Here is a 21,922-nt window from a genome sequence, read left to right on the forward strand (position 1 = left end):
CCGCGGGCATCCGGACGTTTTCCAAGGTTCAGAGACCGAAAATCATGAGCAAGCAGCCCAAAGTGTCGAAGCGGGGCGCGATCCCGCCCTTTTTCGTGATGGAAGTGATGCGCGCCGCCGCCGAGCGCGAGGCCGCCGGGCTCGAGGTCCTGCATATGGAGGTCGGCCAGCCCTCCAGCGGGGCGCCCCGGGGCGTGGTGGAGGCCGCCGCCGCCGCGGTGGTCGGGACCGACCCGCTGGGCTACACCGGGGCGCTCGGCATCCCGCCGCTGCGCGCGGCGATCGCCAAATGGTACAAGGATCGTTACGGGGTCGATGTGCCGGAGCGGCGGGTGGTCGTCACCACCGGCTCGTCGGGGGCGTTCCAGTTGGGCTTCCTCGCCGCCTTCGACCCGGGCGACCGGGTGGCGATGGCCTCGCCCAGCTATCCCGCCTACCGCCACACCCTGACAGCCATCGGCGTCGAGCCGGTGGAACTGCCGACCGGTCCGGAGCACCGCTTCCAGCCGACGGTGGAGCTGCTGGAGGCGCTGGATGAGCCGGTGCAGGGGCTGATCGTCGCCAGCCCGGCCAACCCGACCGGCACCATGCTGAGCCGGGAGGAGCTGACCGCCCTGTCCGACTGGTGCCGCGCCAACGGCGTGCGCATGGTGTCGGACGAGATCTACCACGGCCTGACCTACGGCACCGCCGCCGTCACCGCGGCCGAGGTGAACGAGCAGGCGCTGGTGGTCAACAGCTTCTCCAAGTATTTCTCGATGACCGGCTGGCGGCTGGGCTGGATGATCGTGCCGGACGACCTGCTGCGGTCGGTCGAGTGCCTGGCGCAGAACCTGTTCATCTCGGCCCCGACGCTGAGCCAGGTGTCGGCGGTCGCCGCCTTCGACTGCACCGCGGAACTGGACGGCCACGTCGCCCGCTACGCCCGCAACCGCGCGCTGCTGCTGGAGGAGCTGCCGAAGGCCGGCTTCGACAAGCTGGCCCCGGCCGACGGCGCCTTCTACATCTACGCCGACGTGTCGGAGATGAGCGACGACAGCGAGGCGCTGGCGAAGGACATCCTGGAGGAGACCGGCATCGCCTGCACCCCCGGCATCGACTTCGATCCCGCCCGCGGCCGCCGCTTCCTGCGCTTCAGCTTCGCCGGATCGGAAACGACGATCGCCGAGGCGGCGCGCCGGCTGATCGCGTGGCGGGCGGGCAAGTAGGGGGCTTTGGAGGTTTGGGGGCTGCTGCAGCGGCCCCCCCCAACCCCGCTCAGAACAGGTGCTGGCCGCCGGTGATGAAGGTTTCCGTGCCCGTCACGTAGGACGAGTCGGGGCCGCACAGGTAGAAGATCACCGCGGCGACGTCCTCCGGCTTGCCCATGCGTTTCAGGGGGATGCGCGGGATCAGCACGTCGTATTCCGGGCCGGTCATCGCCGTTTCGATCTCGCCGGGGGCGACGGCATTGACGCGGACGCCGATCTCCGCGAATTCCACCGCCATCTCGCGCGTCAGGCCCGACAGCGCCGCCTTCGAGGTCGAATAGGCCGAGCCGGCGAAGGGGTGCACCGAATGGCCGGCGATCGAGGTGACGTTGACGATCGCCCCCTTCGCCCGCGACAGCGGGGCGGCGAAGCCGCGCGCCAGCACCAGGGCCGCGAAGAAATTCAGCTCGAACACCCGGTGCCAGCCTTCCAGCGACCCGTTCAGGCAGCCCAGCCGTTCCTTGATCGGGGTCTTGGGCGAGATGCCGGCGTTGTTGATCAGCGCGTGCAGCGGCGCGCCGTCCAGCGCCTTGTTCGCCTCCTCGACGAAGGCGGCGCGGCTGGCCGGGTCCGACAGGTCGGTCGGGATGTGGTGGGTCCAGTTGGGGTCGCGCCGGCAATGGGCCGGCACGTCCTCGCGCGAGCAGGAGATCACACGCCACCCTTCGGCGCTGAAGCGCGCGACGGTGGCGTGTCCGATTCCACGGCTGGCGCCGGTCAGGATGACGGTCTTACGGTGCGGCATTGGGGGCTGCGCTTCACGAAATCGTTGCGGTCGGTGGGGGCGGTCGGTGGCGGGCGGCGGAGGGACCGGCGCCGCTTGGGTTGCCGATGCGGACACCGGAACCGGCCGTCCGCGGGGCGTTCCACCGCCGGTCACGATCCTACCCGCCGCCGCCCGCTCTGTCATCCGTCTCCACCCCCGGCCGCTCCGGCCGGTGGCCCGAAGGCCAGTCCCGGCGGCGGTTGGGCGACGGTCAGGCGGCGCGGATGCCGTCCAGGAAGCGCTCCACCTCGCTGCGCATCATCTCCGACTGGCGGGACAACTCGCCGGCCGCGCCCAGCACCTGGGTCGCCGCCGAACCGGTCTGGGTGGCGCCGCGGCTGACCTCGGTGATGTTGGCGGTGACGACCTCGGTGCCGCGCGAGGCTTCCTGCACGTTGCGGGCGATCTCGCCGGTGGCCGCCCCCTGCTCCTCGATGGCCGAGGCGATGGAGGTCGCGATCTCGTTGATCGAGCCGATGGTGCCGCCGATCCCGGTGATCGCCGCCGCCGCCTCGCTGGTCGCCTGCTGCATCGAGGCGATCTGGCCGGCGATCTCGTCGGTCGCCTTGGCGGTCTGGTTGGCGAGGTTCTTCACCTCCTGCGCGACGACCGCGAAGCCCTTGCCCGCCTCGCCGGCCCGTGCCGCCTCGATGGTGGCGTTCAGCGCCAGCAGGTTGGTCTGGCTGGCGATGTCGGTGATCAGCTTGACCACGTCGCCGATGCGCTGGGCCTGCTCCACCAGCCCTTGGACGCGGGTGTTGGTCGCCTGCGCCTCGCCCACCGCCTGGCCGGCGATGTCGGTGGAGCGCGTCACCTGCGCGCTGATCTCGCGGATCGATGCCGACAGCTCGTCGGTCGCCGACGCCACCGTCTGCACGTTGACCGACGCCTGTTCGGCCGCCGCCGCCGTGCTGGAGGCCTGGCTGTTGGTCTGCTCGGCGGTCAGCGACATGCTCTGCGCGGTGGCGTCCAGTTCGGTCGCGGCGGCGCTGACCGTGCGCAGGATGCCGGACATGCTGCGGTCGAAGCCTTCGATCAGCTGCTCGACGGCGGCGGTGCGCAGCTCCTTGGCCTTCCGTTCGGCCTCCTCCGCCGCGGCCATCCGGGCGCGGTCCAGCGCGTTCCGCTTGAACACCTCGACCGCGCGGGCCATGCCGCCGATCTCGTCGCGGCGGCCGGCGCCCACCACCTCGACCGTCAAATTGCCCTCGGCAAGGTTCGACATGGTGTTGGTGATCCCGGTGATCGGACCGGCGATGCCGGACCGCGCGATGACGACGCTTGCCGCGACGGCGCCGCCGATCCCGCCGAAGCCGACCAGCAGCATCACTGTCATCAGGCCGGATCCGTAGGTCGCCAGCTCCTGGTTGGCCCGCTCGATCCCGGCGAGGTTCTGCTGCGCGCGGCGCTCAAGCTCTTCGCCCAGGGCCTTGCGGTTGGCGCGGGAGACGTCGTTGCCGCCGTGCTTCGCCGCTTCCTTGGGGCCGACCTCGACGCCGAGGCGGGCCGCTTCGTTGCGGAGCTGGGCGAACTCGTTGACGCTCGTCTCCAGCGGCTTGAAGTCGGCCCGGCGGTCGGGCGGCAGCAGGGCCTTCCACTCCGCCAGGCGGGTGCCCAGCAGCGCCGTCGACTCGTTGACCGCCTTGGCGAAGCTCGCCGCCTCCTCCTTGGAGGTCGAGGCGTAGATGCCGCGGCTGTCCATCACGACCTTGAACACTAGGCTGTTCATCTGCTCGCCCAACAGCGCCCGCTGGGACAGGACCTGGATGTCGTCGACCCGCTGGTCGTAAGTCCGTAGGCCGACGACACCGAGGGAACCGAGGATGGCCGCCGTCACGGCCAACAGGCCGACGACCGCGTAGATCTTTTTTGCAATGCTGAGGCGTGAGAGAAGAGCGCCCATGGCAGGACCCCTGAAGTTCAAGATGCATGGCCCCAATCGTTGGCCGGAGTTCGCGCGGGCGCGGTGCTGTCGTCGGCAAATCTCCACCTGTCCTACAACTCCCGCGAAGTGGTGGGAGGGCCTGGGGATTTGCGTCCGGAGATAGCGTGCGTTCGAACGGGCTCTTGGGCAAGGTGCCGGGGCGCTTGGTGACAACTGATATATATCATCAACTTTAAAACTTCATTGAAAATTAGATGATGCTTTTTCTGTACGACGGCCGAACTTTCCGTCATTGGTGACGAGGCGGTTGGTATGTTGCGCCTGACCTTCGCTGTTGTTTCCTGCTTTTGTCGCCAATCGACGCAATCCGTTGCGCTGTCCATTGACGCCGGACGCCGCAAACCCAACCTTGCCGCCAGTCCCGCAGCGCCGGAGCCGCCCCGTGTCCCACCGTCCCGTCCGCCACCGTCTCCACCCCAAACGTCTGCCCCTGTGCGCCGGCCTGCTGGCGGTTGCCCTGTGGGGGCTGTCTCCGCCGGGGACCGCGACCGCGGCGGAGGGCGCGCGCACCGGCTGCGTCCCGCCCGGCGTCTGGGCCGACGGCGAGGGCAAGCCGGTGCCGCCGGTGCCGCTGCTGCGCCGGGTGGCCGAGTCGGCCGCCATCCTGCTGGGGGAGCAGCACGACAAGCCGGACCATCACCGCTGGCAACTGCACACGCTGGCCGGGCTGCACGCGCTGAACCCCGATCTTGCCGTCGGGATGGAGATGCTGCCGCGCCGGGTCCAGCCGGTGCTCGACCGCTGGGTCGCCGGCGAGTTGACCGAGGCGGAGTTCCTGACGCAGAGCGACTGGCGCACGGTCTGGGGGTTCGACGCGCGGTTCTACCTGCCGATCCTGCAGTTCGCCCGGCTGAACCGGCTGCCGGTGGTTGCGCTGAACGTGGAGCGGTCGCTGATCAGCCGGACCGCGCGCAATGGCTGGGCCACCATCCCGCCGGCGGAACGCGAGGGTGTCGGCACGCCCGCCGCGCCGTCCGACGCCTACCGCGCCCGCCTGAAGGACGCGCTGGCCGCGCATGACCGGCCGGAGCCCGAGGGTGCGACGCCCAACGCCGCCAACGCCTCTTCCAACGCCGCCGCGCGCTTCATCGAGGCGCAGACCGTCTGGGACCGCGCGATGGCGGAGCGGATCGCCGAAACCCGCCGCACCACCGGCCGCACCGTCGTCGCCATCCTGGGCGAGGGGCACGCCGACCATGGCGAGGGGGTGCCGCACCAGTTGGCCGACCTCGGCATCACCGAGACCGCCGTCCTGCTGCCGTGGGACGCCGACCGTGACTGCGACACGCTGGATGGCCGGATCGCCGACGCGGTCTTCGGCCTCGCTCCGGCGCGCGAGGATGGCGAGGCGCCGCGGCCGCTGCTGGGGGTGCGGCTCGACCGCTCACCCGGCGGCGGCGGGGTGGCCGGCGTCGGGGTCGGCGCGGTCAGCGACGGCAGCGTCGCCGCCGCGGCGGGTCTGATGGTGGGCGACTCGATCCTCGCCGCCGCCGGCAACCCGGTGCGCGAACCGGCCGATCTCGTGGCGGTGGTGCAGCGGCAGGCGCCGGGCACTTGGCTGCCGTTGACCATCCGCCGCGACGGCGCGGAGCGGGAGGTCGTCGCGAAGTTCCCGGCCGACCCGGCGCGCCAACCCTCGCGCTAAAGCATCCGCTCCCAGCGGGCCAGCGCGTCGGGGGTCGGGTTGACGGCGGGGGCGCAATCGTCGCGGCCCAGCCGGTCGTGGTGCTCGCGCAGCGCCCAATGGACGGTGGGGAAGGCCAGGTCGCCCCAGGGAATGTCCTCCCAGGCGAACAGCCCGACCTCCAGGCTTTCCGGCCCGGGCTCGACATCGGCGGACAGCAGGCGGGCGCGGAAGATCATCTGCACCTGGCTGATGCGCGGGATGTCGTAGATCGCCAGAAGATGGTCGATGGCGATGGTGGCCCGCGCCTCCTCCCACGCCTCGCGGGCGGCGCCCTCGCGGGTGCTCTCGCGCTCCTCCATGAAGCCGGCGGGCAGGGTCCAGAAGCCCTTGCGCGGTTCGATGGCGCGGCGGCAGAGCAGGATGCGCCCGTCCTCCCAGGTGACGACCGACCCCACCACGATCAGCGGGTTCTGGTAGGCGATGTAGCCGCAGTCGGGGCACATCAGCCGCTCGCGGTCCTCGCCGGGCGGGATCGCGCGAACGCGCGGGCCGCCGCAGTCGGGGGTGCAGTCGGGGGAGGTCTTGGAGGCATCGTCGGACATGGGCACCGATATGGCGCGGCCTCGTCCGTTGGGCAAGCGGAGAAAGCGCGGGCGCGGCCGTGGTCCCTCGCGGTGCCGTTCGCGGCCTGTTCCAATTCGTGTTTCGTTCCGCTAGGCTGTGCCCGTCCTTGGTGTGCCCGTCTTTGGTGTGGAGAAACGCGTTGGCGCCGTTCGTGGTGAATGGGGTGGTGGTGGACGGGCTGTCGCTGGCGCTCGGGCTGTTGGCCGGGCTGCTGCTGGGCGGCGGGGTCGTCTGGGCCGTGCTCGGCGCTGCCGCCGGCCGGGCCGAGGCCGCCGCGGCGGCGCTGCACGCCGAACTCGCCACCCGCCTCGACCTCGCCGAGCGGACCGAGGATGATTTGCGCGAGGAGATCGAGGCGCGCGACCACCAGATCGCCCGGCTGCAGGGCGAGGTGGCGGCGGCGCGCGAGCGTCACGCCCAACTCTCCACCCGGCTCGACGCCGAACGGGTGGCGGCCGCCGACAAGCTGGCGTTGCTGGAACGGGCGCAGGCGGCGCTGGCCGACAGCTTCAAAGCGCTGTCGGCCGAGGCGCTGCACCAGAACAACCGCAGCTTCCTCGATCTGGCGCGCGAAACGCTGGCCGGATTCCAGGAGCAGGCGAAGGGCGACCTCGACAAGCGGCAGACCGCCATCGCCGCCATCGTCGATCCGGTGCGCCAGTCGCTGGAGACGATGGACCGCCAGATCCGCGAGCTGGAGGCGTCGCGCGCCGGCGCCTATGAAGGGCTGAAGCAGCAGGTGCTGTCGCTGGTGGAAAGCCAGACCCAGCTGCGCACCGAGACCGGCAACCTCGTGCGCGCGCTGCGCACCCCGGCGGCGCGCGGGCGCTGGGGCGAAATCCAGTTGCGCCGGGTCTGCGAGATGGCCGGCATGCTCGACCATTGCGACTTCGTCGAACAGGCGACGGTGGACGGAACCAGCGGTGGAGGGGCCGGCGGCGGTTCCGGCGGGGCGGGCCGGCTGCGCCCCGATCTCGTCGTCACTTTGCCGGGCGGCAAGACCCTGGTGGTCGACGCCAAGACGCCGCTGGAAGGCTATCTCGACGGCATCCAGGCGGCGGACGACGGCGGGCGGCGCGACGGGATGATCCGCCACGCCCGCCATGTGCGCGAGCACATGAAACAGCTCGGCGCCAAGGGCTATTGGGACCAGTTCGACGACAGCCCGGAGTTCGTCGTGCTGTTCCTGCCCGGCGAGAACTTCTTCTCCGCCGCGCTGGAGCAGGACCCGGCGCTGATCGAGGCCGGCATCGACCACCGCGTCATCCTGGCCACCCCGACCACGCTGATCGCGCTGCTGCGCGCCGTCGCCTATGGCTGGCGACAGGAACGGCTGGCCGACAACGCCCGCGAGATCAGCGCGCTGGGGGCCGAGCTGTACAAGCGGCTGTCCGACCTGGGCGGCCACATGGAACGGCTGGGCGGCCAGCTCGACAAGGCGGTCGGCTGCTACAACAACGCGGTCGGCACCCTCGAATCGCGGGTCCTGGTCAGCGCCCGCCGCTTCCGCGACCTGCACGCGGTGCCGGAGGGGGCGGACGTTCCATTGCTGGAGCCGCTCGACCACAGCCCACGCCGTTTGCAGGCGGCGGAGCTGCGGAGCGTGCCGCCGGTCGAGACGTCGGTCGAGAGGTCGGCGGCGGACTGAAACGGGGCCGCTTGCGACCTTTTGTCCCTCCCGCGGCGGACGGCGGTCCCCCGGCGCCGCGGCACCGGTGCGGGGCATCGGCGTCCGTGCTATGGCTACCCGCCCATCGGCCTTCACAGTTACGAGACCCGCCATGACGGACCAGACCGTCCGCTGCGACCGCTGCGCCAACCGTTACCCCGCGACAGAGGAGGGCTGCCCACGCTGCCGTTCGATTCGCCGGACCAACGCGGTGATCGTTGCGCTGCTGGTGATGCTGGTGATCCTTGCCCTGGTGGGATGGGTCGGCACCTTGGTCTTGGCCTGAGTGGCACAATCGCCACTTTGGTTGCGTCTTGCGCAGACTCTGCACAATTCAGATGCATCCCGCCCAATGAAACATCATTTCTTTTCGACCCGATAATCGAGCAAGTTTTTTACTTGTCACGATCGGTTCGATTTGAGAACAAACCTTGTGCCGCCCTCTGCGCGTGTCGTCGTCGCACGCGGTCCTCGCACAAGGTGAACCATGCTGAAGACCCTCAAGATCGCCGCCTTGACCAACCTGTTCGGCGTGGTGGTCACCCTCGGTTTCCTGGCCGTGGTCGTCACCGGGGCGCTGGCGCTCCGCGAGTTGAAGGTGGGCGGCCCGATCTACCAGCGCATCGTCCTGGGCAAGGACCTGATCGCCGACATCCTGCCGCCGCCGGAATACGTGATCGAAGCCTATCTGGAGACGACGCTGGCGATGAACGACCCGTCGTCGGTCGAACAGCGGCGGGCGCGGCTGGCGCAACTGCGCAAGGATTATGACGAGCGGCACGACTACTGGCTGAAGGAGCGGTTCGAGCCGGCGATCCTGGCCAAGCTGACCACGACCTCCCACGCACCGGTGACGCGCTTCTGGGCGGAGATCGAGACGAAGTTCCTGCCGGCGCTGGCCCGCAAGGACGAGGCGGCGGCCCGCGCCTCCTACACGGCGATCGCCGCCGCCTACGCCGCCCACCGCGCGGTCGTCGACCAGATCGTGGAGGAGACCAACCGCTACAACAGCGAGACGGAGGTCTACGCCACCGATCGCGAGCGCCTGTTCATGACCGCGGGCTGGACCGTGTCGGCGGTGGTGCTGGCGGTGATGGTGCTGGGCGTGCTGGGCATCCGGCGCCGGGTGGTGCAGCCGGTGGGCGCGCTGACCGGCGCCATGCGCACGCTGGCCCGGGGCGACCTGTCCGTCGTCATCCCCAGCGCCGACCGCGGCGACGAGATCGGCGCGATGGCCCGGGCCCTGCGCGTCTTCAAGGACAACGCGGAGGAGGCCGCGCGGCTGCGCCGCCAACAGGACGAGGAGCGCGACCGCTCCGAACGGGAAAAGCAGGCCGCCCTGCAGCGCATGGCCGAGACGGTGGAGCACGAGGCGTCGAACGCGGTCGATGCGGTGGCCAGCCAGACCGGGCAGATGGCCGGCAACGCCACCCGCATGGCCGAATCGGCGCAGGCGGTCCGCGACAACAGCCAGAACGTCGCCGCCGCCGCGACGCAGGCGCTGTCGAACGCCCAGACCGTCGCCGCCGCGTCGGAGCAGCTCAGCGCCTCCATCCGCGAGATCGCCAGCCAGATCGGCACCGCCACCGCGATGACCGGCGAGGCGGTCGGCGCCTCGCTGCGCGCGGAGGAGACCATCCAGCGGCTGGCCGAGGCCGTCACCCGCATCGGCGAGGTGACCAACCTGATCAACCACATCGCCAGCCAGACCAACCTGCTGGCGCTGAACGCGACCATCGAGGCGGCGCGGGCGGGGGAGGCGGGCAAGGGCTTCGCCGTTGTCGCCAGCGAGGTGAAGCAACTGGCCGGCCAGACCGCCAAGGCCACCGACGAGATCGAGGCCCAGATCGCCGCCATCCAGGCCACCACCGGCGAAGCGGTGTCCGCGGTGCGCGCCATCGCCGAACGGGTGCGCGGGGTGGAGACCGTCTCCGCCACCGTCGCCGCGGCGATCGAGGAGCAGGAGGCGGCGACCGGCGAGATCGCCCGCAACGTCGTCCAGACCTCCAGCGCCGCGCAGGAGGTGGCGAGCCGCATCGCCCACGTCTCGGCCGAGGCGACGACGACCGGCGAGCGGGCCAGCGAGGTCAACGCCCTGTCCAACCGGGTGGCGGCCAGCATCGACCAGCTCCGCCGCGTCCTGATCGAGGCGATCCGCACCGCCACGCCGGAGGTGAACCGCCGCACCGCCCCCCGCTACGCGCTGAACCGTCCCGGCCGGCTGATGGTCGGCGGGCGCGAGGCGGCGGTGACGGTGGACAACGCGTCCGAAGGCGGAGCGCGGCTCAGCGGACTGCCGGCGGAGCTGCTGGCCGGGCTGGCCGTCGGCGCCTCGCTGCGCCTCGCCCTGCCGGGGCTGGAGCCGGTCCCGGCGATGGTCCGCGCGCTGGAGGGGGTTGGCGCCGCCGCGCGGCTCCACGTCACCGTCACGCTGCCGGACGCCGAGCAGCAACAGTTTGCCGACCGCTTCCGCCGCACCGTCACCGGGCTGGCGCCGCTGGGCCGCGACGCGGCCTGACCGCCGGCCCCGGGAGGCACCGGCGACGGCAAATCCATAAAGATGACAGGGATTTCATGACGATGGGCAGGGCCGTTGGCCCAGAATAAGGGCGGTTCAAGGGCGCTGTCCGCCCTTGCCGATAGACCATGTCGAAAGCCCGTCCGTCATGAGCGATACCACCGGCTGCCCCTATTGCGGCTCCGACTATGGGCATGGACCCAACGACTGTCCGCTGTGCCGGTCGGCGCGGCGCAAGGACATGATCGTGCGTGTCGTGATCGGGCTGATGTTCGTGATCCCCATCCTGACCCTGTTCGCCGTCGTCCTGTCCGACAGCGGGGTCGGTCCGAAGATCTTCTCGCTCGACTGAGGCCGGCGCTCCCGCGCCCTCGACCGCCTACAGGTGGCGCCTACAGGTGGCCGGTGCGGGCCGACTGCTCCAGCGCCTTGATGTGCGACAGGCCGGGCAGGATCTCCGACTTCACGAACTCCATCCGGCGGTTCGGGCCGCCGCCGCCGCGGGCGAAGCGGCTTTTCCACAGGTTCATCTTCACCGCCAGACCGCACAGCACCCCGCCGATGGTGACGTGGTGCGAGGCGATCAACTCGCGGATCGAGCGGAAGGTGTCGGCGTTGATGTCGCTCCAGAAGTCCTTGGAGCGGTTGTCGAAGCTCTCGAACCGGCCGGTGATCGAGGTCGAGATGTCGGTCAGGTCGCGGGCAATGTCGTCGAGCAGGCGCATCTGCCGGGAATCGCGCTTCACCTCGGCGGAGCTGCGGATCTCGCCCATCCAGGTGACGAAGCGCTGCACCTCCGGCACGATCTCGTCCAGGCATTTGCGGAAATAGGCCAGCGACAGGAAGATGTCGCCGTATTCCTCCAGGAACTGTGGGATCTCGCCCAATCCGATGTCCAGCCGGTCGGCCATCATGCGCAGGTTGCGCAGCGCCTCGTCCCGGTTGGGGTTGGCGAACATCTGGATGATGTCGGTCACGTCGGCGATGTGCACCTCTTCGGTGCCGTAGACATACTCCATCAGCGGCCGGGTGAAGACCCGCATGTAGCTGGTCAGCTCCGCCTTCTTGCGGTCGGACAAGGTCAGCGATTCGACGTTGTTGACGTCGATGTTCAGCCGCCGCAGCTCGATGCGCGAGGAATAGACGTCGAAGCTCGACGCGGTGCCGATCTTCTCGATCTTCACCAGGTCGCGTTCGACCTCGTCCTTGTAGGATTCGAAATAGCCTGGGATGTGGCGGGGCGTCACCTGGCCGCTGCCGGTCTGGGCGTCGTGGAACATCTCCACCACGGTCTGCAGCCGGACGTTCTTGATCAGCCGGGCGTGCTGCAGGCCCGGGGTTTCCAGCGGGATGCTGGACAGGGGCAGGATGTGCAGCGAATCGCGCGCCTCGTCATCCCAGGCCTTGCGCTTCGCGCCGTCCGCCGCGGCCTTCGCATCCACCGCGGTATCGCTCGCCCCACCATCCACCCGCCTGTCCCCCACAGCGTTTTCGCACTTGCATCCGCGAGTATCGCAGAAGGCACCTTACAACGGCAGTCAGGGCTGACAAGGATCGAGATGAAGCGTGTTGCAACGCAAAAGCGACAGATCGAAACCCGGACACGAACAGGGCGGGGCCGCCCAAATCCAAAGGGTGTGGGCCCCGCCCCGTACCACCAGCCTCGCGCTCAGTGGACGCTGGCCGGCTCCATGTCGTTCTGGATGATGGCGGCGAAGGCGAGGTCGCGGTCGGCGACGACGCTCAGCGGGGTGCCGTCGGCCGCGTGGATCGCGAAGGCGGCGGTGCCGTCCACCTCGACCGGGCGGACGTAGGCGACGTCGCCCAGCCCGAAGCTGGCGAAATCCTGCGGCGAGAGCTGGCGCAGATGGGTCTGGATGTCGTGGATCATGATCTGGGGTCTCCCGGCGGCTCCCCCAATGGGCGGCCGCGCGTGCAGAGTTTCGGCGAACAGGGTGGCTGGAACAAGGCGGACCGGCGGGCAAGGTGCGGGATCAGCCGTCCTTGCCGCTGAGTGAGCCGCCGATCGGACCGACATTGAGGCCGTCCGCCGACACGTCGATGGTGCGGGGGGCGCCGCCGGCGCTGCCGGCCTTCGGCTGCTCGATCTTGATGGTGCGGACCTTCGGTTCCGGCACCGGGCGGGTCAGGTCGATGTTGAGCAGCCCGTTGTCGAGCGAGCAGCCCACCACCTCGATCCCCTCGGCCAGGACGAAGCTGCGCTGGAACTGCCGCGCGGCGATGCCGCGGTGCAGGTAGAGGCGCGACTTGTCGTCGGTCTGGCGGCCGCGGATGACGAGCTGGTTGTCTTCGATCTGCACCGACAGGTCGTCGGAGGTGAAGCCGGCCACGGCAAGCGTGATGCGCAGGCCATCGTCGCCGATCTGCTCGATGTTGTAGGGGGGATACCCCTCGGCTGAATTCTTGGCGATGCGGTCGAGCGTCCGCTCGAACTGGTCGAAGCCGAGAAGCAGCGGGCTGTTGAAGAGCGAAAGGCGAGTCGTCACGACGCATCCTCCTCACGACGGGAGCGAGTTGCGAAACATGGGCCCGTTTCCGGCGCCCGGCGGATCGGTGGCCCAGCGCATGCCGGCACCACCGGGACTATAGATTGGGTGAGGCGCCCTCCCGGTCAAGAACCGAGTGGGGGCGGGAGCCTTGTCAGACCACGTTATCCTCCAGCAGTTCGTGACGCTCGCCCAGCAGGCCGGCCACCGCGTCGGCGATGGCGAGGCAGGAGGTCAGGCCCGGTGATTCGATGCCGAACAGGTTGACCAGCCCATCGACCCCGTGTGTCCCCGGCCCCTGCAGCAGGAAGTCGGCCTGCGGCTGGCCCGGCCCGCTCAGCTTCGGCCGCACGCCGGAATAGGCCGGCACCAGCGCGGCGTCGGGCAGGCCCGGCCAATAGGCGCGCACCGCGCCGTAGAAGGCGTCGGCGCGGGCCGGATCGACGGCGTAGTCGATCGGCCCGGCGACGTCGCCCAGCCACTCCACGTCCGGACCGAAACGGGCCTGCCCGGCGAGGTCGAGCGTCAGGTGGACGCCCAGGCCCCCCTCCACCGGCACCGGATAGACCAGCCGCGAGAAGGGCGAGCGGCCGGCGGCCAGCGCGTAGTAGTTGCCCTTGGCCAGCACCCGCGGCGGCACATGCTCCGCCGCGAAGCCCTCCATGCCGCGGGCGACCGCCCAGGCGCCCAGCCCGGCGGCGTTGACCAGGGTGGAGCAGGCGAGCCGCATCGGCTCCGCCCCGCCGACCTCCAGCTCGAACCCGGCTTCGGTGCGGTGCGACCGGACCAGGGGACTGTGCAGGGCCAGCATGGCGCCGGCCTCCTCGGCGTCGCCCAGCAGGGCCAGCATCAGCCCGTGGCTGTCGATGATCCCGGTGGAGGGCGACAGCAGCGCGCCGACCGTGCGCAGGTTCGGCTCCCACGCCCGCGCGGTGGCGGCGTCGACCTCGGTCAGGTCGGTGACGCCGTTGGCGGCGGCCTGGGCGCGGATCGCCGCCAGCTTCGGCAACTGGTCCGGCCCGGTCGCGACGATCAGCTTGCCGATGCGGCGATGCTCCACCCCATGCGCGGCGCAATAGTCATAGAGCGCGTCGCGGCCGGGCACGCACAGCCGGGCGCGCAGGCTGCCGGTCGGGTAATAGATGCCGGCGTGGATGACCTCGGAGTTGCGGGAGCTGGTGCCGGTGCCGATCGCCTCCGCCGCCTCCAGCAGGATGACCTCGCGCCCGGCCCGCGCCAGCCGGCGCGCCACCGCCAGACCGACCACCCCCGCCCCGACGACCACGCACTCCACCCGCTCCATCGCCATCGCCCCGTCCGGTGTTCCGCAGACGGGCAGGGGAGCGCAAAAGAGTGGCGCCGCGCAAGCGGAACCCGTGGGTGCGCCGCCATCGCCCTGCGGCACCATCGCCATCGCAACGCTTGACTCCGGCGTGCGCATGGGTATTGTGCGCGCCTTCACCTCCTGGGAACGCGGGCGCGCGCACTCTTTGGCGCCCCGTCCGCCGCCTGAAAGGGTGGCTGGAACTACCGGGACAACATCAACTCGTGTCCAACGAGGCGTGAGAGTTATGAGCAAGCGTCAAGAGTCCAAGTACAAGATCGACCGCCGCCTTGGCGTCAACCTGTGGGGCCGTGCCAAGAGCCCGCTGAACAAGCGCGAGTATGGCCCCGGCCAGCACGGCCAGCGCCGCAAGAAGCCGTCGGACTACGGTCTGCAGCTGATGGCCAAGCAGAAGCTGAAGGGCTACTACGGCAACATCGGCGAGAAGCAGTTCCGCCGCATCTACGCCGAAGCCGTCCGCCGCAAGGGCGACACCGGCGAGAACCTGATCGGCCTGCTGGAGCGCCGTCTGGACGCCGTGGTCTACCGCATGAAGTTCGCGCCGACCCCGTTCGCCGCCCGCCAGCTGATCAACCATGGTCACATCCTGGTCAACGGCCGCCGCCTGAACGTCGCCTCGGCCCGCATCAAGGACAACGACACCGTCGAGGTGCGCGCCAAGTCCAAGCAGATGGCCCTCGTCCTGGAGGCCGCCGCCTCCAACGAGCGTGACATCCCCGACTATCTGGAAGTCGACGGCGGCGCCCTGAAGGGCCGCTTCGTCCGCGCTCCGCTGCTGGCCGACGTTCCGTACCCGGTCCAGATGGAACCGAACCTGGTCATCGAGTTCTACTCGCGCTGATCGGTCGGCTCCTGCCGAATGCGAAAGGCCGCTCCTTCGGGAGCGGCCTTTTTGCTGTTGGGGTCCTTTTGCTGCCGGGATGCAGGCGGGGCCGTTAGAGGCTGTCAGATGCCTACTGAAGCATCCGGCAGACTCTAACGGCAGACTCTAAGCTTCTGGTTTCCGGTGTGATTCACGGTCCAAGCGTTTCCGCTTGAACCGACCGCACTCTAGCCCCGGCGCGTCAGCAGCAGCGCGGTCAGGTCGTCGTCGATCGGGCCGGTCGCCCGCAGCTCCTCCAGCAAGCCGGCGAGCAGGCGTCCGCTGTCGGGCTCGTCGATGCGGCGGGCGATCATCGCGGCGAGCCCGGTTTCGTCCAGCACGTCGGTGCCCACCGGGATCTCGATGGCGGCGTCGGAATAGAGGAACAGGCGGGCGCCGGGGGGCAGCGGCATCTGGCGGCTGTCGTAGCTGGCCGACGGCAGCAGGCCCAGCGGCAGGCCGGTGCCGTCGCCCAGGCGCGGCGCGGCGTCGCCCGGCAGCCACAGCATCGGCGCCGTCGATCCGGCCGACGCGTAATGGAACACCCCGGCGACCGGGTCGATCAGCCCGGTCAGCATGGTCGCGAACTGGCCGCTGGGCAGCAGGCCGCACAGCCGGCGGTTCACCGCCGCCAGGAACTCCGCCGGGGTCAGCGCGGTGGTCCCGACCTGCCGGCAGATGGCGTCCAGCCGGAAGGTGTTCAGCGCGGCGCCGACGCCATGGCCGGAGAAATCGACCAGATAGACGGCGATCCGCCCGCCGGGCAGCCGCTCGATCCCCCAGAAATCGCCGCCCAGCTCCGACGACGGGGCGAAATGGGCGTCCACGGCGACGCCGGTCGCCGCTTCCAGCTCGGCCAGGCGGTCGGGGCCGGGCAGCAGCCGCACCTGCATGTTGCGGGCAAGCGCCAGCTCCGCCTCGGTGCGGCTGTGATACTGCTCCAGGTCGCGCAGCAGGGCGCGCTTGCGGAGGTGGATGCGGACGCGGGCCAGCAGCTCGACCGCGTTGATCGGCTTGGTGACATAGTCGGTCGCCCCGGCGGCGAAGGCGCGGGCGCGATCCTCCGCCCGGTTCAGGCTGGACTGAACCAGGACGGGCAGCGCCTTCCAGCGCGGGTCGGCGCGCAGGCGCCGGCACATCTCGAAGCCGTCCATGTGCGGCATCATCAGGTCGAGCAGCACCAGATCCGGCTTGAAATGCTCCATGCGGGTCAGCGCGTCCTGGCCGTCCTCCGCCTGCTCGACCAGGGTGATGCCGCCGCGTTCCAGCAACGCCAGCAGAAGGTGGCGGTTGATGCGGTTGTCGTCGACGACCAGCACCCGGGCGCTCTCCAGACCGTCCGGCGTTCCGCGCACGGCCGGTTCGACGCTCATGCCCCGACCCCCCGTTCGATCCACAGCAGCGTGTGGTCGTCGCCGCTGACCTCGCCCAGCGCGAAGGCGAGCGAGCGCACGACGCGGTCGAAGCCGTCGCCCTCCGCCACGGCGCCGGCGATCATCCAGCCCAGCCCGATGCCGGTGCCGCCGGCGTCCAGCGCCTCCAGCACCGCGACGGAGTAGAGCGCCAGCACGGCGCCCGGCGGCAGTTCCATCGTCTCCGCCCGGTAGCGGGTGCCGCTGGCGATGCCGAGCGCCAGCCCGGTGGCGGCGCCGAGGGCCGGCGGCGAACCGTCGTCCCGCAGGATCATCGGCGGCGCGCCGTTGGCGGAGGCGTGGATGAAGCGGCCGGCCCCGCCGTCGACCACGCCGTAGGTCATCGTCGCCTGTTCCCCCGGTTCCAGCAGCTCGGCGGCGCGGGCGTTCAGCGCCGTCAGCAGGGCGGCCGGGTCCTCGCCATGGCCGGGCGCCAGTTCCTGCAGCAGCGTGTGCAGGCGGAAGGCGTTCAGCGAGGCCGACACGCCCCGGCCGGCGACGTTCAGCAGGTAGACGCCGAAGCGCCGTCCGGCCAGCGGCAGCAACCCCCACAGGTCGCCGCCGAGATGCGGCGAGATCACGGTGTTGGCGCGCAGGACGCAGCCGGCGGCCTCGCCGACCACCGCGCAGCGGGCCGGGGAGGGCAGCAGATGCTCCTGCATCGAACGGGCGATGGCCAGTTCGGCCTCGACCCGCGCGCGGTAGGTCTGAAGACGGCGGATCAGCACCCGGCTTTCCAGATGGATGCGCACGCGGGCCAGCAGCTCGGTCCGGTCCAGCGGCTTCGACACCAGATCGGTGGTGCCGGCGGCGAAGGCCCGGTTGCGGTCCTCGCCCGACGACAGCGCGGTCTGCACCAGGATCGGCAGGTCCGCCGCCTCCGGCATGGCGCGCAGCCGCCGGCAGACCTCGAACCCGTCCATCCCCGGCATCATGATGTCCAGGATCAGCAGGTCGGGCAGGGCCGCCGCCACCCGGTCCAGCGCCTCCTGGCCGTCGGCGGCGAAGGAGACGGCGCGAAACCCGGCTTCGTCCAGGAAGGCGCCGATCAGCGTCCGGTTGAAGGCGGTGTCGTCGACCACCAGGATGCGGCAGTCGAGGATCTGGTCGTGGAGGACACGGCTGTCCAGCCCCGGGGCGTCCAGGCCCACGGCTATGTCGCTGGCCGGATGGCGGCTCTCCGGCACCGGTCCAATGGCGGTGGCGGCGCTCACAGCCGGAACCTCAGGCGGACACGGCGGCCGCCGTCGCAGATCTCCAGCCCGTCGGCGATGGTGCCGATCAGCGCGAGCCCGCGTCCGGACGCTCCGTGATCCGGCTGTGGGGCACCCGGTTGCGCACCGGGCTGGACGGCGTTCGGGACGAAGCCGGGACCGTCGTCGGCGATCTCGACCACGGCAATGGGGCCGCCCCCGTCTTCGCAGTCGCCGTCTTCGCCGCCCCCGTCTTTGCTGCCGTCCGTCCGGTCGATCCGCACGGTGATGGCGATGCGGCGGGCGGCCAGCCGCGGGTCGGCCAGACGGTCGCCCAGATCGCGGGAGAAGCGTTCCAGCTCGGCGGCGCTCAGCTCCTTCATGCCGTCGACGCCCAGGTTGCCGTGGACCAGCGCGTTGCTCACCGCCTCGTGCAGGGCCAGCTCGATGTCGTCGCGCCGCTCGGTGGCCAGCGGGTGGCGGGCGGCCAGGGCGGCCAGCAGCCGCGATCCCAACTGCAGGTCGTGCGCGGTGCCGGTGGACAGGTTGACGTAGAGGTCGGCGGCGGCGGCGGCGGCCATCAGCGGCGCCAGCGCGGCCGCCCCGTCATCGGCGTCGACCGTCTCGATCCAGGCGGCGAAGGGCGGCAGCCACAGCGCGTCCGCATCGGCGCCGCCCGTGCCGTCGAAGACCGCGGCGACGCTGCCGCCGCGCGCCGTCACCGGCGGCGTGGTGTCCGCCGGCACCGCCGGCAGCCCAAGCGACTGCGCCAGCCGGTCCAGGCGCGATCCGGCCATCGCCGGTCCATGCAGGGCGTCGAAGCGCGTCCGGACCGCGGCGGGAAGGGTGGCGCCGAGGGTCAAGGGGTCAGTCCTCGATCGGAACGATCTTGGCGATCTGCGCCACGGTCAGCACCCGCTTCACCTGGCCGGTGGCGGCGCGCAGGATGAACTGCTTGTTGGCGTTGGCCATTTCCTCGCGCGCGATCAGCAGCATGCCGATCCCGGCGGAATCGACGAACTCCAGCGACGACAGGTCGAGCACCTGACGGCGGGCCGGGTTCTGCGCCATCTCGCCGATCAGCGTGCGCAACTTTGCATGGTCGTTGAAGGTCAGGCGACCGCGCAGACGGACAACCGCTTCCTGGTCGCGCACTTCGATACCGTAATCCATGACGTCCGTCTTTCCGGATAGTAGAGCGTGCCGCAATCAATGCGAGCGATGCGTTAAAAAAGTTCGATGTCTCCGCCCGAACTGTTGCTGCCGCCGACGTCGACGTCAAGCACGCCGTTCTCGTCCAGCGCGGTGCCTTCCAGAAGCAGTTTGCGCACGAAACGCTCACGCATCTCGCTCAGCGTGAAGCGGTCCAGCAGTTGGTTCAGCCATTCCCGCGGCTCGCGGGAGACGACGCCGGGCGGCAATTCGCCGCGGATGCGGGTTTCCAGCTCACCCAACCCGGCGTTCATGATGGCGAGGCTGTCGTTGATCGCCTCGATCCGCTGCTTGGTCAGATCCTGGAACTGCATGCCGGTGATGACGTGGGCGATGGTGGCGGACATGTCCGACGACACCGTCGCCGCGGTTTCCAGCACCGACTGGAAATGGGCGGTCTGCTCCACCAGGCTGTCCATCGTCTTGTCGACGCGCTCCTTGGCGAGCATCTGCGGCGACATGTCGGTGTTGGCGATCTGGCGCAGGATGTCGTGGCCGTTGCGCACGCCCTTGACCACCGCGGTGACCTTGGTGCGCATCCGCTCCGCCAGCTCGCCGGTGGAGCGGGAGAGGTGCCGCACCTCCTGCGCCACCACGGCGAAGGTCCGGCCGGCCTCGCCGGCGCGGCTGGCCTCGATGGTGGCGTTCAGCGCCAGGAAGTTGGTCTGGCGGTTGATGGTGTCGATGTCGCCGATCGACTTCTCCAGCTCGCCCACGTCCTTCTGCACATCGTCCAGCAGGTAGACCATGCTCATGGCGTGACGCGACAGGGTGACGATGTTGGTCACCATGTCGGTGATGACGTCCTGCATGCCGACGACCAGCGTGTCGAGCGGCACCCGCTCGCCGTCGATCTCGACCGACCCGGCCATCGCCACGATCTGGGCGACGCGCTCCGACTGGTCCAGCGCCTTCTGGGCCAGCTCGCGGAAGCGGTCGGACAGGTCGAGCGTCGCCGTCTCCACATGGGCCGAGGTGCGGCTCAGCTCGGTCTGGACGACGTCCAGCGTGCGGCGCTGCACGTCGGCGAAGCCGAGCCAGGTCGACAGCAGATCGGCCGCGACGGTGACCTTGCCGTCCTGGCCGGCCAAGGCCCCGTTGCCGGTCGGTCCGTCCGGGATGGGGAGAGTCGCGGTCGGCGCGGCGTGGGGGAAAGACATCCTGGTACTCCTTGAAACCCGTACTGACAACCCGACTGGAAAACCGGACCGGGGAAACCCGGCCCGGAAGCCCGGTCGCGTCAGACGGTGCGGGGGCGCTCTCCGATGGCGTCGAAGGCGCGCAGCATTTCGGCGGGAATGTGGGCGAGCGGCAGCTCGACGGCGACGGCGCCGCTGTCCTTGGCGGCGCGCGGCATGCCGTAGACGACGCAGCTCGATTCCTGCTCCCCGATGGTGAAGGCGCCGGCGTCGCGCATCGCCTTCAGGCCGATGGCGCCGTCGCGGCCCATGCCCGACAGGATCACGCCGACCGCGTTCGGTCCGGCCGCCTTGGCGACGGTGGCGAACAGCACGTCGACCGACGGACGGTGACCGCTGACCGGCGGCGTGTCCTGGATGTGGCAGACGAAGCCGGCGGTGTCGCGGACGATGGCGAGGTGGCGGTCGCCGGGGGCGATCAGCACCAGCCCCTGCGCCGGCCGGTCGCCATGGGCGGCGATCCGCACCGACGGCGCCGACAGCCGGTCGAGCCGGGCGGCGAAGCTGGGCATGTAGCTCGGCCCCATGTGCTGGGCGATGACGATCGGCGGCCCGTCGGCCGGCATGGCGGCCAGCACGTCGCGGATGCGCTCCACCCCGCCGGTGGAGGCGCCGATGGCGATCAGCCGCTTGCCCGACCCGGCGCGGCGCGGCGTCGGCAGCACGGCATGGCTGGCGGCCGGGCGCCGCATCGACAGCCGCGCGGTGGCGGCGACGCGGATCTTGGACACCAGCTCCAGCGCCGTCGCCTCGAACCCGTGGCCGTCGGAGCCGCCCGGCTTGGCGATGCAGTCGACCGCCCCCAGCTCCAGCGCGCGGATGGCGGCGTCGGAGCCTTCGCGGGTCAGCGAGGAGACCATGATGACCGGCGTCGGCCGCAGGGTCATGATCTTTTCCAGGAAGGACAGGCCGTCCATCTTCGGCATCTCGACGTCCAGCGTGATGACGTCGGGGTTGGTGGCCTTGATCACCTCGCGCGCTTCGAAGGGATCGCGGGCGACGCCGGCGACCTCCATCCCGGGCTCGCGGGTCAGGATGTCCTTCAGCATCTCGCGCATCAGGGCGCTGTCGTCGACGATCACGACGCGGATGGGTCTGGGCATCGGTCAGGTCCCTTCCGGTTCGGGGGGAGCGGCGAACAGCTCGACCGTGCCGTCCGCCGGCGCCCGCCGCAGGTCGGACAGGAGGTGCCGCTCGCGCGTGACGGTGTCGGCGACCGCCTCCGGCCGCAGCAGGCGGCGCAGGGCGCGCCCGTCATGCGGGAAATAGTGGATGCGCCGGGCGGAAGCGCCGCCGAGATCCTGCCCGGTCAGCGTCAGCCCCTCCGCCCGCACATAGGCGAGCGCGAAGCGGCTGTTCAGCCCGCCGATGTCGTAGCGGGAGTCGATCACCCGGGCGCCGCCGAACAGCTTGACCTGAAGCCGGCCGCGCTCGGCCCCGGCGGCCAGCAGCGCGTTGATCAGCCGCTCCATCGCGACCGAGCCGTAGCGCGCGGCCAGGCCGGCGCCCTCCAGCTCGCTGGCCGGCAGGTCGGGCAGCATGAAATGGTTCATGCCGCCGATCCCGCGCACCGGATCGTGGATGCAGGCGGCCACGCAGGAGCCCAGCGTCGTCGCCAGCATCAGGTCGGCGCGGTCGCTGACCGCCTGCCGGCCCAGCGCGACCTTGACCGTCTCGACCCGGAATTCGGGGTTGTAGTAGCGCCCGCCGCCCAGGCGGCGCGCCATGGCGCCGCCGCCGGAGGTCCGATGGCCGGCCGGTGACTGGAGCGGTTGCGGGGAGAGGGGGATCAT

At 70.5% G+C, this 21,922-nt stretch carries 21 protein-coding genes; 7 read left to right on the top strand and 14 right to left on the bottom strand.

The window, feature by feature from the left end; genetic code table 11:
• The first annotated feature begins 44 nt into the window (after positions 1-44).
• Positions 45-1,208: an aminotransferase class I/II-fold pyridoxal phosphate-dependent enzyme gene (locus tag TSO352_RS29255; protein WP_109110940.1), complete on the top strand. Its 1,164-nt coding sequence runs from the start codon at positions 45-47 to the stop codon at positions 1,206-1,208.
• A 49-nt stretch (positions 1,209-1,257) separates the two neighbouring features.
• On the opposite strand, the gene TSO352_RS29260 is transcribed toward TSO352_RS29255, so the two are convergent.
• Both TSO352_RS29260 and TSO352_RS29265 read right to left on the bottom strand, forming a co-directional pair.
• Positions 1,258-1,995, bottom strand: a complete 738-nt coding sequence (locus tag TSO352_RS29260) for an SDR family oxidoreductase (RefSeq protein ID WP_109110557.1) — start codon at positions 1,993-1,995, stop codon at positions 1,258-1,260.
• Positions 1,996-2,227: 232 nt separating this feature from the next.
• Positions 2,228-3,919, bottom strand: a complete 1,692-nt coding sequence (locus TSO352_RS29265) for a methyl-accepting chemotaxis protein (RefSeq protein ID WP_109110558.1) — start codon at positions 3,917-3,919, stop codon at positions 2,228-2,230.
• 424 nt (positions 3,920-4,343) lie between these two features.
• Here TSO352_RS29265 and TSO352_RS29270 point away from each other — a divergent pair, with 424 nt between their 5' ends.
• On the top strand, positions 4,344-5,606 hold the full coding sequence (locus tag TSO352_RS29270) for a ChaN family lipoprotein (RefSeq protein ID WP_109110559.1): 1,263 nt from the start codon (positions 4,344-4,346) through the stop codon (positions 5,604-5,606).
• Here the strand turns inward: TSO352_RS29270 and TSO352_RS29275 are convergent.
• Positions 5,603-6,190, bottom strand: coding sequence for an NUDIX hydrolase (locus tag TSO352_RS29275; protein WP_109110560.1), 588 nt, complete (start codon positions 6,188-6,190; stop codon positions 5,603-5,605). The two genes, TSO352_RS29270 and TSO352_RS29275, sit on opposite strands and share 4 nt — an antisense overlap.
• Before the next feature lie 161 nt (positions 6,191-6,351).
• Here TSO352_RS29275 and rmuC point away from each other — a divergent pair, with 161 nt between their 5' ends.
• The 4 genes from rmuC to TSO352_RS29290 all read left to right on the top strand — a co-directional run bounded on the left by rmuC (position 6,352) and on the right by TSO352_RS29290 (position 10,751).
• Positions 6,352-7,860, top strand: coding sequence for a DNA recombination protein RmuC (gene rmuC, locus TSO352_RS29280; protein ID WP_109110561.1), 1,509 nt, complete (start codon positions 6,352-6,354; stop codon positions 7,858-7,860).
• Between the two features lie 133 nt (positions 7,861-7,993).
• The gene (locus TSO352_RS33675; protein WP_199231741.1) at positions 7,994-8,167 is read left to right on the top strand and encodes a hypothetical protein; all 174 of its coding nucleotides are present in this window, start codon (positions 7,994-7,996) and stop codon (positions 8,165-8,167) included.
• Positions 8,168-8,368: 201 nt separating this feature from the next.
• Complete coding sequence (locus TSO352_RS29285) at positions 8,369-10,399, top strand: methyl-accepting chemotaxis protein (protein ID WP_109110562.1); 2,031 nt, start codon at positions 8,369-8,371, stop codon at positions 10,397-10,399.
• Positions 10,400-10,547: 148 nt separating this feature from the next.
• A complete protein-coding gene (locus tag TSO352_RS29290) occupies positions 10,548-10,751 on the top strand; it encodes a hypothetical protein (protein ID WP_109110563.1) in 204 nt (67 codons plus the stop codon).
• Between the two features lie 40 nt (positions 10,752-10,791).
• Here the strand turns inward: TSO352_RS29290 and TSO352_RS29295 are convergent, their stop codons facing one another.
• The 4 genes from TSO352_RS29295 to TSO352_RS29310 form a co-directional block, all read right to left on the bottom strand.
• Entirely contained in the window at positions 10,792-11,841 is a 1,050-nt protein-coding gene (locus TSO352_RS29295) for a hypothetical protein (protein ID WP_247872500.1), read from the bottom strand.
• Between the two features lie 227 nt (positions 11,842-12,068).
• Positions 12,069-12,290: a DUF1150 family protein gene (locus tag TSO352_RS29300; protein ID WP_109110565.1), complete on the bottom strand. Its 222-nt coding sequence runs from the start codon at positions 12,288-12,290 to the stop codon at positions 12,069-12,071.
• A gap of 103 nt (positions 12,291-12,393) precedes the next feature.
• Entirely contained in the window at positions 12,394-12,906 is a 513-nt protein-coding gene (locus TSO352_RS29305; protein WP_109110566.1) for an Hsp20 family protein, read from the bottom strand.
• Positions 12,907-13,060: 154 nt separating this feature from the next.
• Positions 13,061-14,209, bottom strand: coding sequence for an NAD(P)/FAD-dependent oxidoreductase (locus TSO352_RS29310; RefSeq protein WP_109110941.1), 1,149 nt, complete (start codon positions 14,207-14,209; stop codon positions 13,061-13,063).
• A 268-nt stretch (positions 14,210-14,477) separates the two neighbouring features.
• Here TSO352_RS29310 and rpsD point away from each other — a divergent pair, with 268 nt between their 5' ends.
• Positions 14,478-15,092, top strand: a complete 615-nt coding sequence (rpsD, locus tag TSO352_RS29315) for a 30S ribosomal protein S4 (protein ID WP_109110567.1) — start codon at positions 14,478-14,480, stop codon at positions 15,090-15,092.
• Positions 15,093-15,301: 209 nt separating this feature from the next.
• Here the strand turns inward: rpsD and TSO352_RS29320 are convergent, their stop codons facing one another.
• The 7 genes from TSO352_RS29320 to TSO352_RS29350 all read right to left on the bottom strand — a co-directional run bounded on the left by TSO352_RS29320 (position 15,302) and on the right by TSO352_RS29350 (position 21,922).
• A complete protein-coding gene (locus TSO352_RS29320) occupies positions 15,302-16,486 on the bottom strand; it encodes a SpoIIE family protein phosphatase (protein WP_109110568.1) in 1,185 nt (394 codons plus the stop codon).
• On the bottom strand, positions 16,483-17,739 hold the full coding sequence (locus TSO352_RS29325; protein ID WP_109110569.1) for a fused response regulator/phosphatase: 1,257 nt from the start codon (positions 17,737-17,739) through the stop codon (positions 16,483-16,485). The genes TSO352_RS29320 and TSO352_RS29325 overlap by 4 nt, the downstream gene beginning before the upstream one ends.
• Positions 17,736-18,581, bottom strand: a complete 846-nt coding sequence (locus TSO352_RS29330) for an ATP-binding protein (RefSeq protein ID WP_109110570.1) — start codon at positions 18,579-18,581, stop codon at positions 17,736-17,738. Before TSO352_RS29330 ends, TSO352_RS29325 begins: the two co-directional genes overlap by 4 nt.
• A gap of 4 nt (positions 18,582-18,585) precedes the next feature.
• The gene (locus TSO352_RS29335) at positions 18,586-18,891 is read right to left on the bottom strand and encodes an STAS domain-containing protein (RefSeq protein WP_109110571.1); all 306 of its coding nucleotides are present in this window, start codon (positions 18,889-18,891) and stop codon (positions 18,586-18,588) included.
• A 53-nt stretch (positions 18,892-18,944) separates the two neighbouring features.
• Complete coding sequence (locus TSO352_RS29340; protein WP_109110572.1) at positions 18,945-20,090, bottom strand: methyl-accepting chemotaxis protein; 1,146 nt, start codon at positions 20,088-20,090, stop codon at positions 18,945-18,947.
• A gap of 80 nt (positions 20,091-20,170) precedes the next feature.
• Positions 20,171-21,232 (bottom strand): chemotaxis response regulator protein-glutamate methylesterase, encoded by a 1,062-nt coding sequence (locus TSO352_RS29345; RefSeq protein WP_109110573.1) that lies wholly within the window; start codon positions 21,230-21,232, stop codon positions 20,171-20,173.
• A gap of 3 nt (positions 21,233-21,235) precedes the next feature.
• Entirely contained in the window at positions 21,236-21,922 is a 687-nt protein-coding gene (locus TSO352_RS29350; RefSeq protein ID WP_247872501.1) for a chemotaxis protein, read from the bottom strand.

Source organism: Azospirillum sp. TSO35-2 (genome assembly GCF_003116095.1).
Classification (GTDB): Bacteria; Pseudomonadota; Alphaproteobacteria; order Azospirillales; family Azospirillaceae; genus Azospirillum.

Coding starts and splice junctions, on each gene's coding strand:
- TSO352_RS29255 (WP_109110940.1), top strand. CDS start 45: ATGAGCAAGCAGCCCAAAGTGTCGAAGCGGGGCGCGATCCCGCCCTTT.
- TSO352_RS29260 (WP_109110557.1), bottom strand. CDS start 1,995: ATGCCGCACCGTAAGACCGTCATCCTGACCGGCGCCAGCCGTGGAATC.
- TSO352_RS29265 (WP_109110558.1), bottom strand. CDS start 3,919: ATGGGCGCTCTTCTCTCACGCCTCAGCATTGCAAAAAAGATCTACGCG.
- TSO352_RS29275 (WP_109110560.1), bottom strand. CDS start 6,190: ATGTCCGACGATGCCTCCAAGACCTCCCCCGACTGCACCCCCGACTGC.
- TSO352_RS33675 (WP_199231741.1), top strand. CDS start 7,994: ATGACGGACCAGACCGTCCGCTGCGACCGCTGCGCCAACCGTTACCCC.
- TSO352_RS29285 (WP_109110562.1), top strand. CDS start 8,369: ATGCTGAAGACCCTCAAGATCGCCGCCTTGACCAACCTGTTCGGCGTG.
- TSO352_RS29290 (WP_109110563.1), top strand. CDS start 10,548: ATGAGCGATACCACCGGCTGCCCCTATTGCGGCTCCGACTATGGGCAT.
- TSO352_RS29300 (WP_109110565.1), bottom strand. CDS start 12,290: ATGATCCACGACATCCAGACCCATCTGCGCCAGCTCTCGCCGCAGGAT.
- TSO352_RS29310 (WP_109110941.1), bottom strand. CDS start 14,209: ATGGAGCGGGTGGAGTGCGTGGTCGTCGGGGCGGGGGTGGTCGGTCTG.
- rpsD (WP_109110567.1), top strand. CDS start 14,478: ATGAGCAAGCGTCAAGAGTCCAAGTACAAGATCGACCGCCGCCTTGGC.
- TSO352_RS29320 (WP_109110568.1), bottom strand. CDS start 16,486: ATGAGCGTCGAACCGGCCGTGCGCGGAACGCCGGACGGTCTGGAGAGC.
- TSO352_RS29335 (WP_109110571.1), bottom strand. CDS start 18,891: ATGGATTACGGTATCGAAGTGCGCGACCAGGAAGCGGTTGTCCGTCTG.
- TSO352_RS29340 (WP_109110572.1), bottom strand. CDS start 20,090: ATGTCTTTCCCCCACGCCGCGCCGACCGCGACTCTCCCCATCCCGGAC.
- TSO352_RS29345 (WP_109110573.1), bottom strand. CDS start 21,232: ATGCCCAGACCCATCCGCGTCGTGATCGTCGACGACAGCGCCCTGATG.
- TSO352_RS29350 (WP_247872501.1), bottom strand. CDS start 21,922: ATGATCCCCCTCTCCCCGCAACCGCTCCAGTCACCGGCCGGCCATCGG.